Source organism: Trichloromonas sp., from assembly GCF_034006665.1.
Classification (GTDB): domain Bacteria; phylum Desulfobacterota; class Desulfuromonadia; order Desulfuromonadales; family Trichloromonadaceae; genus Trichloromonas.
Genome location: NZ_JAVESI010000004.1, coordinates 138,888 through 151,668, shown reverse-complemented (window position 1 = coordinate 151,668; position 12,781 = coordinate 138,888). Strand labels below are relative to the sequence as shown.

Here is a 12,781-nt window from a genome sequence, read left to right as displayed (position 1 = left end):
TCGCTTCCTTCAGACCCTGCCGTTACCAGCAACGCCCTTGCGATTCGGATTGTCTTCCCCCTGGCCGGGGTGACGCCTGTCTCTTGCAACAGGCCGGGTTTGCCCGCTACGCTGGGCAAACAAAAAAGGGATTCGGAATGCTTACGTTCCGAATCCCTTTTTTTCGTTGCGGCAAGAAGGTTGCTATCAGAAATAGATGAAATAGATGGCGGAGCCGGCAAGAAGTACGCTTTGCAACAGGAAGAAGCCTTTGTTCACCAGTTTTCGCGATTTACTTGCGCAGACTACGAGCAGGGCGCAGGGAAGCCCGGCCAAGAGCAGGATTTCGATGAAAGTCGCGCGCCCGACCGCTGGGACCAGAGGGGCGGCGAGGCCGATGCCGTAAAGCAAGAGGGCGATGCCGTTGACCAGGGTGTTGGCGACGAGACGAAAAAGGGGGTTGGCTTCAGCAATGGTGGGTGATGCCGGATTGCGAAAGGGATGGGTGAGGAGACTCGCCAGCAGCCACCAGAGGGTGCTCCAGAAGACGAGGATCACGAACCAGCCGTAAAAGGAAGGCGCGGCCCAGCCGTTGACCACCGGCGCGGAAAAGACCGGCAGCTTGATCCAGGCGAGAAGGCTGAGGGGCCAGTAAATGAAACCTGCCGGAATATGGCGCACCGATTCCGGTCCGAGAAGAAGAAAGAGGGTGTGCCCGGCGATGAAAAGACTGAAAAGAATTGCGCGCAGTTTCATAAAAGAACCTGTCCGAGGGGGAAAAGTTGGGTGATTATACCCGGATATCCCGTCCCAGTCCAATATTTAGTGTACGTTCACCCCACCCGGCCGGACGTTGCCGGGGATTTTTTGTTTCCGGCCGACACCGTCAATGCTATCCTGCCGACCAGTCTTGTTTCAGGATGCTATTCTCCTCGCAACGGAGGTCTTTTTCATGCCCGAGAGTCTCATCCCCCGCACCGCGTCGGCCCATTCCTATCAACTGCTCATCAAACAACTGCTCTATGCTCCCCTGGTAAACCGGCCCGAACAGGAGATCGTCTATCGCAACCAGTGGCGCGGTAATTACTTTACCTTGCGCGAACGCATCTGTCGACTGGCCAATGCTCTGACCCGCCTGGGAGTCAAGACGGGGGATACGGTGGCGGTCATGGATTACGACAGCCACCGTTATCTGGAGTGCTTTTTCGCCGTCCCCATGCTCGGCGCCGTGCTGCACACCATCAACGTTCGCCTTTCGCCGGAACAGATTCTGTATACCATCGATCACGCTGAGGACGACGTGCTGCTGATCAACGGCGATTTTCTGCCGATCCTCGATCAGATCAAGGGGCGCATCGATACGCTGAAATGCTACGTGCTGATCAATGACGAGCCGGCCCCTCCCCAATCGGCCATCCCCTTCGCCGGTGAATACGAATCTCTGCTCGCCGACTCGGCCACCCATTTCGAATTCCCCGATTTTGATGAGAACACCCGTGCCACCACCTTTTATTCTACCGGCACCACCGGTCTGCCCAAGGGGGTCTACTTCAGTCACCGGCAACTGGTGCTGCATACCCTCGGCGTGGTGGCGGCTCTCGGCACCCCCCTTTTCCAAGGGCGGCTGCACCGTCAAGACGTCTACATGCCGATCACGCCGATGTTCCACGTCCACGCCTGGGGGCTGCCCTATGCCGCGACCCTGCTGGGGTTGAAACAGGTCTATCCCGGCCGCTACGTTCCCGAACAACTGCTCGAACTCATTGACCGGGAAAAGGTCACTTTTTCCCATTGTGTGCCGACCATTTTGCACATGCTCTTGAAATCACCGGTTTCGCCGTCGGTTGACCTGTCCGGCTGGAAGGTTATCGTTGGTGGCGCGAGCCTGCCCAAAGCCCTTTGTCTGGAAGCGATGCGCCGGGGGATCGATATCTTCACCGGCTACGGCATGTCGGAAACCTGCCCGATCCTGACCCTGGCTCAACTGACTCCCGAGATGCTCGATGATACTCCGGAAGAACAGGCCGCGATACGCTGCAAAACCGGGGTACCGCTCCCCTTGGTGCAGTTGCGGGTGGTGGACGAGCAGTGGCGCGACGTTCCTCGTGACGGTCGGTCCTCCGGCGAGATCGTGGTGCGGACCCCCTGGCTGACCCAGGGCTATCTCAAGGATCATCGCGCTTCGGAGAAGCTCTGGGACGGTGGCTGGCTGCATACCAGCGACGTGGCCCATATCGATGCCCGGGGCTATGTGAAGATCACCGACCGCAGCAAGGATGTGATCAAAATCGGCGGCGAGTGGATTTCCACCCTGGAACTGGAGGACATCATCGCCCACGACCCAGCGGTGGCCGAGGTGGCGGTCATCGGCCAGCCCGACGATCGCTGGGGTGAGCGCCCCCTGGCCCTAGTCGTGCGTCGCGAGGAGGGGGAGGAAAAGGCCGCCGAGAAGGGGATCCTGCATTTCGTCAGGGAATATGCCGAAAAGGGGATGATTTCCAAACAGGTGGTGCTGCTTCGGGTCCGGTTCGTCGAGAAGATCGACAAGACCAGTGTCGGCAAGGTTAACAAGGTGGCCTTGCGGGAGAAATATCTGTGAGGGGAGGGTTATCGAGATGGGAAAAACCTTTCGTCCGCGCAAGCCGGTGACGGTCAAATCGCAAGCCGAGGCCGACGCCTTGGTGCGCAAGATGAAGAACGAAATGGAAGCCGGGGAAAACTACCGGGAGAAATCCCTCAAGCTGCATGGCTGGATCTGCGCCAAGTGCGGTCGCGAGTTCGAGGCGGACAACCTGCATCTGTTGACCGTTCATCACAAGGACGGCAATCACAACAACAATCCCGCCGACGGCAGCAACTGGGAAAATCTCTGTGTTTACTGCCATGACGACGAACACAGCCGCAGTCTGCTCGCGGATTACCTGAAGGGCGGGAAAAAGTAGCCCGATGGAGCTTGTGCGCGAGGAAATCCGTCGCCACCTGCCGCGGGATGGTGAGGCGCGCCGTCTTTTTCACGGCCGCGGCCGGATTTTCCCAGGGTTTGAAGATCTGACCATCGACAGCTACGGGCCCCTGACCTTGGTCATTCTCTATCAGCCGCGCCCGTCTTCATGGTTGACGGATCTCGCTGTTTTCTTGCTGCAAGAGGTTGCCGGGACGGTCGCGGTGCTGGTGCAGGAACGTTATCTGCCGCAATCCCCCAGTCGTGTAGTGGCCGGAGAGCTCCCGGCCGAGGTCGATGCCGTCGAGGGCGGTCTGCGCTACCGGCTGCGCCTGGGGCAGGGTCGGAATATCGGTTTTTTCCCCGACATGGCCGGCGGCCGGCGGCTGGTACGGCAAATCGCGGCGGGGCGTGACGTTCTCAACCTTTTCGCCTATACGTGTGGCTTTTCCGTGGCGGCCTTAGCCGGCGGCGCGTGCCGGGTGGTCAATCTCGACATGAACCGGGGCGCCCTGGAACTCGGCCGTCTCAATCACCGACTCAACGATCTCGATCCCCGGCGGGTCGGCTACCTGCCCCACGAACTCTTCCGAAGTTTCGGCAAGCTGACGCGGCTGGGACCTTTCGATCTGGTTATTTGCGACCCACCGGCGACTCAGGGGGAGAGCTTTACCGCCGAACGACACTGGCCGAAACTGCTGCGCCGCTTGCTCGAGTTGCTGGCCCCGGGGGGAGAATTTCTGCTCTGCCGCAACGGGCCGGGGCTGCCGGCGGGCTTCATTGAAAACCTGGTCGCGACGCTGCTGCCGATGGCGGAACGGCTCGCTGTGCGGACGCCGGGGGAGGATTTCCCCGAGGTCGATCCCGATCAGGGCACCTGTCTGTTCCATTATCGACTGCCGTAAACACGACCAAGGGGAGATGATGCAAGGTAACGAGGTACGAATCAACAGTTGGAACGAACTGCAGGAAGAACTCTTCAGCGACTCCTGGAGCCCGCACCTGGGGCGCTTTCGTTCCCGCAACGCCTTTCGCGGCCTCTCCGATGCCCGCTATCCGCTGCTCACCAGCTTGATCCGGCTGGGTGGCAACTTTGTCGACATTGAGCGCCATATCCTGCGCAACTTCAAGAAGTACGCCCACCGTTCGGTGGCCGGTGGCGATTCCATCTGGCACTGGCTCTCTATGGCCCAGCATTTCGGATTGCCCACCCGCTTGCTCGACTGGACCTATTCCCCTTTTGTCGCCATGCATTTCGCCACCGCCAATATCGAGAAATTCGATGTCGAGGGCGTCATCTGGGCGGTCAATTACGTGCGCGCCCACCAGATGCTGCCGGCCAGCCTGCGCGGATCCCTGGAGCGGGAGGGGGCCAATGTCTTTACCGTCGAGATGCTGGCCGAATCGATCTGGTCCCTGGGCGATCTCGGTAACCTGGCGATGGAGGATTTCGTCATGTTCTTCGAGCCCCCCTCCATGGAAGACCGCATCGTCAACCAATTTGCCTTCTTCTCGATCATGTCCGACCCCCTCAGGCCGGTCGATGAGTGGCTCGCGGATCATCCGGAAATCTGGCGCAAGATCATCATCCCCGCCGAACTCAAATGGGAAATCCGCGACAAACTCGATCAGGCCAACATCACCGAGCGCGTCCTCTTCCCCGGCCTCGACGGTCTCAGCCGCTGGCTCAAGCGGCATTACAGTCCGAAAGGATAGTCTGATGAATGGGGCGTAAAAACAGGATTGTCGCAGGAGGATCGCAGCCGCTCAAAGATACGACCGTGCGCCCATGTATCGCTTCTGGTAGTAGCGGCTGCTCAGGCTGGTGACGCAGACATCTTTGCCGCGCCGGGGGGCATGGATAAACTTCCCGTCGCCAACATAGAGACCGACGTGCGAGATGCTCGTGCCGTCGTTGGTGGCGAAGAAGACCAAGTCGCCTTTGCGCACGTTGTTTCCTTCCACCGGTTTTCCGGTGCAGTACTGGTCGCGGGAGGTGCGGGGGAGTTTGAGACCGTTGAGGCGGTAGGTGACCATGGTCAGGCCGCTGCAATCAAAGCCGTCCTGGGCGTCGGTTCCTCCCCAGAGGTAGGGGATACCGAGAAAGCGCCGGGCGGTGGCGACCAGTTCCTCACGCAGATCGCCCTTGCCGCTGCGGCGGATGCGCTCCACCGCGTTATCTTCGGGGCGCACGACGAAGAACTCGTCGATCAGCTTCTGCTTTTGCAGAGTTTCCGCTTCGGCGCGGGCGGCGGCATAGCTGTCGTGATCGCCAAAACGGACTTTATAGAGTCCCGAATCGTGTAAAAAGGAGTAGGCGTCAATCCCCCGGCTTTCGAGCAGGGCGGCGAAGCGGACGGCGTTGTCGGGGTTGGAGAAGGCGCCGACCTGGATGGAGTAGCCAAGGATTTTCAACGGAACGGGAGGGGTGGCGCAGACCAGTGCCGGCTTGAGGCTTTTGGGAACGTACTTTCCTTCGCCGGATTCGGGGGCAGGGGGGGCTTTCACCGTCGGCGTGGCCGTTGGCCGGGGGGCCTTGAGGAAGATCGCCTTCGACAGCGGACGGCGGGGCTCGGTCGTGAGACAGCCGGCCAGCAGGACCGGGAGCAAAAGCGCGAAGGCTCTTCCGAAGAAGCGGAAAATCATGGATCCTCGTGGATTAATGGGAACGGTTGCGGAAGGTTAACACAGGGCTGGGGGATTAACAAGGTCGACAGGGAGGGTGACGGGTGGAGAAAATGGAGCAAGTCTATCGGGCGGCCCTGGAGAAATGGGGGGTCGAGGCCCAATATGATCAGGCGATAGAAGAATGCGCCGAGCTGATTGCGGCGCTCAAGCATTTCAAGCGGGACAAGATCGGCGAAGAGCAGATCATTTCGGAACTGGCCGATGTCACCCTGATGATCGGCCAGTTGACCTTCATGTTCGGCGATGAACGGGTCAGGGCAGCGGTGGCGCAGAAGTTGGAGAAGTTGGCAGGTTTGCTGGCCGCTCCTTGAGCGCAAGGGAAAGGATCATGACGGGCGCGGGAAATGCTTTGATCCATAAGCTGGTGGATGGACGCAGGCTCGGCTATGCCGAATACGGCATGACGGAGGGACGACCGCTCTTCTATTTTCACGGTTTCCCCGGCTCCCGACTGGAAGCGGCACTGGCCGACGGCGCGGCGGCACGTCTGGGGATTCGCTTGCTCGCCTTGGACCGGCCGGGTTACGGCCTCTCTGACGATCTGCCCGACCGGCGCCTGGATGACTGGCCGGTGGATGTGGCGGCGCTGGCTGATGCCCTAGGGCTAAAACGCTTCGACATTTTTGGCGTTTCCGGCGGCGCCCCCTTTGCATTGGCCTGTGCCGCTGCTTTTCCCGAGCGGGTGGAGTTTTTGAGTCTGGTTTGCCCCTTGGGGCCTTTGGGCGCTCCGGAATTGTATCGCCGGCTGCCTTGGCTTTTGCGCCTCGCGCTCTCAGTGTCGCAGCGTTTCCCGGATTTTTCTAAGGGGGTAGGGGGCAATCTGCTGCGGTTGATCCACCGTTATCCGGAGGGGGTTCTGCGCGCGTTGCTTCTTGGCGCCGCGCCCCAGGACCGGGAGGTTTTTCGGGATGTTGGAGTCTTTGCGGCGATGGCTCAATCGCTGCGGGAAGCCCTGTCGCAAAAGGGACGCGGCGCCGTTGCCGACATGGCCGTTTATCATCGGACTTGGGGCTTCCCATTGTCCGCGCTGGATCTCCCCGTGCAACTCTGGCACGGATCGGCGAATCTGCCTCATTGCACGTTGCACCTGGTTCCCGGCGAAGGACATTTTTCCCTGCCGCTCCGGCACATGGATGAGATTCTGGCGAAACATCAAGGATAGACCGGCAGCGACGGCTTTTTCAGAAGAGGAATTCCAGGCCGAAGGAGATGCGATGGCGTTCGCCTTCGGCTTCGTCGGGTGAGGCGGCGTCCAGCAGGGAACTGTCGGCGGCGGGGGTGTAGCGGTAATCGAGACCGAGACGGGTCGATTTGCCCAGATCGACGCCAACCCCCGCGCCGAGTTGATAGCGTGTTCCTTCCTCGCGATGGGCGAAGGTTTCGAGAACCGATTCCTGCTCTCCCTCGATCGTGTTCAGTCCGGCACCGACATAGGGGGAGACGGGACTTTCGGTACTCAGGCGCAGGGCGGCGATGCCGCCGACTTTACCCAGGGCGAGGGGAGGTTCATCATGTCCGCGCGGGCTGAGAGTGGGGGCCGAGGCCGTCAGGTCGAGGGGGAGCAGGGTGAAGCTTGAAAAATCGCGAACCGATTCGCCAAAGGCACCGAGTCCGAGGGGTGACGTGGGTATGGCGACTTCCGCCTCGCTGCCGGACGGCGCCGGCGGCAGCAGGAGCGCCAGGACGAGAAGAGCAAGATGCCGGTATTTTATGAACAGGGAAGCCATAGACACAATTTATCACCGAAGCCTTCGTCAGACAATCGCCGCAAACGGGCAGGGGAGGGGCAGGTGAATTTTTTCAGTCGTTTGTTCCGCTTTGGAGGATGGAGATAAGCGGCGATTTCGTGTAGGATGGTGCCATATCCCGATCTGTCGGGGAGACAAGGATATCGCAGGGAACAGGAGGTCAACTATGGGCGCGGGAATGGAACAGCGAAAAAGCCAGAGAAAACAAACAGTTTTTTATCTGGAAGTGGTCGATGCGGAAATCGGTCAACCCACCGGTCGGCTGGTCGATCTTACCGCCGAAGGTCTGATGCTGATCCACGAGCATCCCCTGGCGGTCAACCGTCTTTATCAGTTGCAAATCCTGCTGCCCAAGAAATTGGGGGGAGTCTCCCAGGTGGACTGCACGGCGGAGTGCCGCTGGTGCCGCCCTTCGATCAATAGTGAATTTTTCGACGCCGGTTTGCGGATCATTGAGATCTCCGAGGAGGACGCGGCCCGCATCGATATGATCATGAAATATTACTCTTTCGCCGGTGCGGTTTGATTCCGGCTGACTATCAACGAAAAAAGGCGGAACCGTACGGTTCCGCCTTTTTTCGTTGATAGTGTGGTCTTTCAGCAGAGGTTCTCTTCTTCGCCGAAGACTTGGGCGGCGAAGAGGTAGATTTCGCAGTCCTCGGCTTTCCAGGCGTCGGAAGCCAGTCCCGCCTTGAGGCAGGTCTGTTTGAGGAAGGTGAGGCGGTCCCACTGGCGTTCGGTGGCCACTTGGGGCAGGAGTACCCCCCGATAGAATCCCTTTTCCAGATAGATGCCGTGTCGGCCGATGACGATCTGCTCGATGTCGTCGATCTTTTCCAACGGTGAGAGGACCGAGATCTCAATGGTGAAATCGGCCAAGTCCTCCTCTTTCATGGGATAGAAGCGGGGATCACAGGTCGCCGAGGCGCGAACCATGGCTGCAACCTCCTTGAAGAGGGGCAATTCCGACTGGAAATTGCCGATGCAGCCGCGCAGTCGGCCCTGTTGTTTGATGGTTACGAAGCAGCCCCGGCGAACATTTAAGGACTGCTCCTCGCGCGGCTCGACATAATCGCCGTTGCCGCACACGCAGTCGATCACCGCCTGCCGGGCGATGGCGAGCAGAATCTCTTGTTCCTTGGGGGTAAGGGTCTCTTCCACGGTTCCTCCTGAACAGGGAGTCTCGGCTTTAGACTTTCGACCGGATCAATATAAAAACAATCCCCGGGCTTTTCAAGATCGTATCGGCGCGAAATCGCTGGTCATGAAAAAGCCCCGCCGACAGGGCGAGGCTTGCTCTTTTATTTGCGACTCTTTTCCTGGCGCTTGCGGTCGTTGGCGTCGAGGAAGCGTTTGCGCAGGCGGATCGATTTGGGGGTAACCTCCACCAACTCGTCCTCGTCGATATATTCCAGGGCCTGTTCCAGGGTGAGAACGGTGGCCGGAGTCAGGCGGATGGCGTCGTCCGAGCCGGAAGCGCGAACGTTGGTCAGCTTCTTGCCGCGACAGGCGTTGACCACCAGGTCGTTCTCCTTGGCGTGCTGGCCGACGATCATCCCCTCGTAGACGTCCGTCCCGGGAGCGACGAAGAGAATCCCCCGGTCCTGCAGGCTGAAGAGGGAGTAGGCGACGGTTTCGCCATTTTCCATGGAGATGAGTACGCCGTTTTTGCGTCCGGCGATGGGCCCCTTGTAGGGAGCGTATTCATGGAAGGTGTGGTTCATCACCCCGGTGCCGCGGGTGTCGGTGAGAAATTCGGTACGGAAGCCGATCAGACCCCGCGCGGGAATGACGAATTCAAGGCGATTGGTACCATCCATCGGCTGCATGGAGACCATCTCCGCCTTGCGGGTGCCGAGTTTTTCGATGACCGTCCCCTGGAACTCTTCGGGTACGTCGATCACCAGGTATTCCATCGGTTCGCAGCGCACACCGTCAATCTCGCGAAAGATGACCTCGGGCTTGGAAACCGAAAGTTCGAAGCCTTCGCGGCGCATGTTCTCAATGAGGATCGACAGGTGCAGCTCGCCTCGTCCGGAAACCTTGAAGGTGTCGGTGTTGTCCGTCTCCTCGACGCGCAGCGAGACGTTGGTGCGCAACTCCTTCATCAGCCGGTCGCGGATGTTGCGGCTGGTGACGTACTTGCCCTCGCGGCCGGCGAAAGGCGAATCACTGACCATGAAGTTCATGGACAGGGTTGGTTCATCGATGGCGACGTAGGGCAGGGGTTGGGGATCGGAAAGTCCGGCCAGGGTTTCGCCGATGCCGATCTCCTCGAAACCGGCGATGGTGACGATGTCGCCGGCGTAGGCTTCGTCCACTTCCACCTGTTTGAGCCCTTCGTAACCCAAGAGCTTGCTGATGCGGCCGCGGGTCTGTTTGCCCTGGCGGTCAATGGCGACGATGGTTTCGCCGGCTTTGACTCGGCCGTTGAAGATCTTGCCGGTGGCGATACGGCCGATGTAGTCATTGTAATCGATGCTGGTGACCAGCATCTGGAAGGGAGCGTCAGGATTGACTACGGGGGGCGCGACCCGCTTCTGGATCATTTCGAAAAGGGGTTCGAGGTTGCTCGATTCGTCGCTCAGTTCGCGCTTGGCAAAGCCGAGTTTGGCGCTTGAGTAGACGATGGGGAAATCAAGTTGTTCCTCGTTGGCGTTGAGTTCGCAGAAGAGATCGAAGACCATGTTGACGACCTCCTCGGGGCGGGCGCCGGGGCGGTCGATCTTGTTGATGACAACGATCGGCTTGATCCCCAGGTCGAGGGATTTCTTCAAGACGAAGCGGGTCTGGGGCATGGGTCCGTCGAAAGCATCGACCAGCAGCAGGACCGAGTCGACCATTTTCAGCACGCGCTCGACCTCGCCGCCGAAGTCGGCGTGACCTGGGGTGTCGACGATGTTGATCTTGTAGCCGTTATGGTGAACCGAAAGGTTTTTGGCGAGGATGGTGATGCCCCGCTCCTTTTCGATGTCGTTGCTGTCCATGACCCGTTCGGTGATGACCTGGTTCTCGCGGAAAACCCCGGACTGCTTGAGCATGGCATCGACCAGTGTGGTCTTGCCGTGGTCGACGTGGGCGATGATGGCGATGTTGCGAATCATTTCTGGCATGTGTAGCGTTGGCTCCTGAGGTTGGCTTTTTCGGGGTTTTCAAACCCGCGGCGGCGAAGATTGGTTCGTGGGGAGCGCCGGTGGCGGGGACGGTAAGGCAGAAAAGGTGGCGCAAGTGATGCGGCACAACCGCATATTTATAAACCAGTCAATGCGATCTGTACCAGAAAAAAACGTATCAACGGCAAGTTCAGGAGGATTTTGTTCTTTCGCGGCTCGTCTTTGCCCTTTATCCGATCGCCGTTTTCCTTTATCCTGACCCCTTGTTCATAAGGGAGACCGATTCCCGCAGCAAACCGAGTCAATTTGCCGCCGAACGACTGCGGCTTTTGGAGGTAAAAGAAATGAACTGGAATGACGATCTCGCTTTGGGGGAAAACCTCACCTGGGAAGGGCGCCCCGCGCCCCGCGCCTTCACTTTCCGGAACTGGGTCCATTCCCTCTTCGGGGTACTGCTTCTGGCGGTGGCCATTTACTGGCAGGTGATCGCCTGTGGGCTCGCCAAGGCTCAGCCCTGGCCCTGGCCGGCCCTGATACCGGTCCCCTTCTGGCTCGCCGGACTCTACCTGGCCGTCGGCCATCTGCTCTTGGCGCGTCTGGAGTGGAGCCGGGTCGGCTATGCCGTCACCACCCAGCGTCTGCTGATTCGTCGCGGCCTCTTTCGTCCGCATCTCGAAAGTATTCCACTTGCGAGCCTATGCAGCTTTCGCGTCAAACCGCTGGGCCCGGAACTGGCTCATGTGCGTGCCGTCTCTGCGGAAGGGGGTGCCGTTCTGAGCTTCCTTGCCGTCGAGCATCCCGCCGCGCTCCTGACCTTGCTTGAAGAGGCGTTGGTACGCAACGGTCACGAAGTGAACCGCACGACCCTGTGATTCAGGGAAATCCCTGATTCCGTTTGACGGAAGCGGAGCAATCCGCTTATCATTTCCCGATCAAAATCATCAAGGACGATTCCTCATAATCATGCCAAAACATTTTTTTCTCGAAACCTTCGGATGTCAGATGAACGTCGTCGACTCGGAGCAGATCGTCGATCTGCTCCGGGGGATGGATTATGCCCCTGCCGACCGACCGGAGGATGCCGATTTGATTCTGCTCAACACCTGCGCCATTCGCGACAAGGCCGAACGCAAGGTCTACGGCCATCTCGGCCGCTACAAGCCCCTCAAGGCCGTCCGGCCCGGCCTGATTCTCGGGGTCGGCGGCTGCGTCGCCCAGCAGCAGGGGGAGAAACTGCTCAAGGATATCCCCTATCTCGACCTGGTTTTCGGCACCCATAACATCCATCGTCTTCCCGATCTGTTGCGCGATGTCGAAATCCGGCACCGGCGCGGCCACGCTCTCGAATTTCATGACCGGGAAACACGCCTGCGGCTCTTTCCGCAGCGCAGCGGGGGCGAAGCCGTGACCCGCTTCGTGACGGTTACGCAGGGCTGCGACAATTTCTGCTCCTACTGCGTGGTTCCGCTGGTGCGCGGCCGCGAAATCAGCCGTCCGAGCGGGGAAATTCTCGACGAAATCCGCCAACTGGCCGCTTCCGGCGTGCGCGAGGTGACCCTTATCGGCCAGAACGTCAACAGCTACGGTGTCGGGGTGCCGGGGGAACTCTCCTTTGCCCGGCTGCTGGCCGAAGTGGAAGGGATCGACGACATCGTCCGCATCCGCTTCACCACATCCCATCCCAAGGATCTTTCCGATGAACTCATCGACTGCTTCGGTTCTTTGAAAAAGCTCTGCAACCATATCCATCTGCCGGTGCAGAGCGGGTCGGACCGGATTCTGCGTCTGATGAACCGGGGCTACACCCGGGAGCAATATCTGGACCGGGTGCGACGCCTGCGTCGGGTGCGGCCCGAAATTCGCCTGTCCTCCGACATCATCGTCGGTTTTCCCGGCGAGAGCGAGGAGGACTTTGCCGATACCCTGAGCCTGACGGAAGAGGTGAACTATGTCGATATCTACTCTTTCATCTATTCCCCCCGGAGCGGCACCGCCGCGGTCAAGCTCGAAGACTCGCTGACCGCCGGGGAACGCCAGGCCCGTTTCGATCGGCTGCTTAAGATACAGGAGGACATTTCCCGACAATGGCGGGAGCGGGACGCGGGGGCGATTCTGGAGGTGCTGGTCGAGGGGGAGAGCCGCCAGGGCCAGGGGCAACTCTTCGGGCGGACCACCTGGAACCGCATCGTCAATTTCGCCGGCCCTCGGGATCTGATCGGGAGCCTGGTGCCGGTGCACATCACCCAAGTCTATCGTAATTCCCATCTCGGGTGTCTGGTGACGGATCAGGCCCCTTCGCACGGTTGACAGGC

Annotated in this window: 14 protein-coding genes; 9 read left to right on the top strand and 5 right to left on the bottom strand. The window is 59.7% G+C overall.

Annotated features, from left to right (window positions below; genetic code table 11):
- Positions 1 to 186: 186 nt before the first annotated feature.
- Entirely contained in the window at positions 187 to 735 is a 549-nt protein-coding gene (locus RBR25_RS03470) for a hypothetical protein (RefSeq protein ID WP_432818132.1), read from the bottom strand.
- A gap of 196 nt (positions 736 to 931) precedes the next feature.
- Here RBR25_RS03470 and RBR25_RS03465 point away from each other — a divergent pair, with 196 nt between their 5' ends.
- Genes RBR25_RS03465 through RBR25_RS03450 form a run of 4 tightly spaced genes read left to right on the top strand, consistent with a single transcriptional unit; the run spans position 932 to position 4,636 of the window.
- A complete protein-coding gene (locus RBR25_RS03465) occupies positions 932 to 2,578 on the top strand; it encodes a fatty acid--CoA ligase (RefSeq protein ID WP_432818131.1) in 1,647 nt (548 codons plus the stop codon).
- A 16-nt stretch (positions 2,579 to 2,594) separates the two neighbouring features.
- Entirely contained in the window at positions 2,595 to 2,921 is a 327-nt protein-coding gene (locus RBR25_RS03460; protein ID WP_432818130.1) for a YajD family HNH nuclease, read from the top strand.
- 4 nt (positions 2,922 to 2,925) lie between these two features.
- Positions 2,926 to 3,825: a class I SAM-dependent methyltransferase gene (locus RBR25_RS03455; RefSeq protein ID WP_432818129.1), complete on the top strand. Its 900-nt coding sequence runs from the start codon at positions 2,926 to 2,928 to the stop codon at positions 3,823 to 3,825.
- 19 nt (positions 3,826 to 3,844) lie between these two features.
- Positions 3,845 to 4,636 carry an FRG domain-containing protein gene (locus RBR25_RS03450; RefSeq protein ID WP_432818138.1) on the top strand — a complete coding sequence of 264 codons (792 nt, stop codon included), beginning with the start codon at positions 3,845 to 3,847 and terminating at the stop codon, positions 4,634 to 4,636.
- Positions 4,637 to 4,687: 51 nt separating this feature from the next.
- Here the strand turns inward: RBR25_RS03450 and RBR25_RS03445 are convergent, their stop codons facing one another.
- Positions 4,688 to 5,566: a C40 family peptidase gene (locus RBR25_RS03445; protein WP_432818128.1), complete on the bottom strand. Its 879-nt coding sequence runs from the start codon at positions 5,564 to 5,566 to the stop codon at positions 4,688 to 4,690.
- Positions 5,567 to 5,658: 92 nt separating this feature from the next.
- On the opposite strand from RBR25_RS03445, the gene RBR25_RS03440 reads away from it, so the two are divergent.
- A complete protein-coding gene (locus RBR25_RS03440) occupies positions 5,659 to 5,919 on the top strand; it encodes an antitoxin (RefSeq protein ID WP_432818137.1) in 261 nt (86 codons plus the stop codon).
- A 17-nt stretch (positions 5,920 to 5,936) separates the two neighbouring features.
- Positions 5,937 to 6,770: an alpha/beta fold hydrolase gene (locus RBR25_RS03435; RefSeq protein WP_432818127.1), complete on the top strand. Its 834-nt coding sequence runs from the start codon at positions 5,937 to 5,939 to the stop codon at positions 6,768 to 6,770.
- A gap of 19 nt (positions 6,771 to 6,789) precedes the next feature.
- On the opposite strand, the gene RBR25_RS03430 is transcribed toward RBR25_RS03435, so the two are convergent.
- On the bottom strand, positions 6,790 to 7,335 hold the full coding sequence (locus RBR25_RS03430) for an outer membrane protein (protein ID WP_432818126.1): 546 nt from the start codon (positions 7,333 to 7,335) through the stop codon (positions 6,790 to 6,792).
- A 187-nt stretch (positions 7,336 to 7,522) separates the two neighbouring features.
- Here RBR25_RS03430 and RBR25_RS03425 point away from each other — a divergent pair, with 187 nt between their 5' ends.
- Positions 7,523 to 7,882 carry a PilZ domain-containing protein gene (locus tag RBR25_RS03425; RefSeq protein WP_432818125.1) on the top strand — a complete coding sequence of 120 codons (360 nt, stop codon included), beginning with the start codon at positions 7,523 to 7,525 and terminating at the stop codon, positions 7,880 to 7,882.
- A 71-nt stretch (positions 7,883 to 7,953) separates the two neighbouring features.
- Here RBR25_RS03425 and amrA read toward each other — a convergent pair whose 3' ends face one another.
- Together amrA and typA are read right to left on the bottom strand one after the other, a co-directional pair.
- Positions 7,954 to 8,517 (bottom strand): AmmeMemoRadiSam system protein A, encoded by a 564-nt coding sequence (amrA, locus tag RBR25_RS03420; protein WP_432818124.1) that lies wholly within the window; start codon positions 8,515 to 8,517, stop codon positions 7,954 to 7,956.
- 140 nt (positions 8,518 to 8,657) lie between these two features.
- Complete coding sequence (typA, locus tag RBR25_RS03415; RefSeq protein WP_432818123.1) at positions 8,658 to 10,469, bottom strand: translational GTPase TypA; 1,812 nt, start codon at positions 10,467 to 10,469, stop codon at positions 8,658 to 8,660.
- A 344-nt stretch (positions 10,470 to 10,813) separates the two neighbouring features.
- Between typA and RBR25_RS03410 the strand changes: the two genes are divergently transcribed.
- Both RBR25_RS03410 and miaB read left to right on the top strand, forming a co-directional pair.
- Complete coding sequence (locus tag RBR25_RS03410) at positions 10,814 to 11,341, top strand: hypothetical protein (protein ID WP_432818122.1); 528 nt, start codon at positions 10,814 to 10,816, stop codon at positions 11,339 to 11,341.
- 85 nt (positions 11,342 to 11,426) lie between these two features.
- Positions 11,427 to 12,776 carry a tRNA (N6-isopentenyl adenosine(37)-C2)-methylthiotransferase MiaB gene (gene miaB / locus RBR25_RS03405; protein ID WP_432818136.1) on the top strand — a complete coding sequence of 450 codons (1,350 nt, stop codon included), beginning with the start codon at positions 11,427 to 11,429 and terminating at the stop codon, positions 12,774 to 12,776.
- Positions 12,777 to 12,781 lie beyond the last annotated feature (5 nt).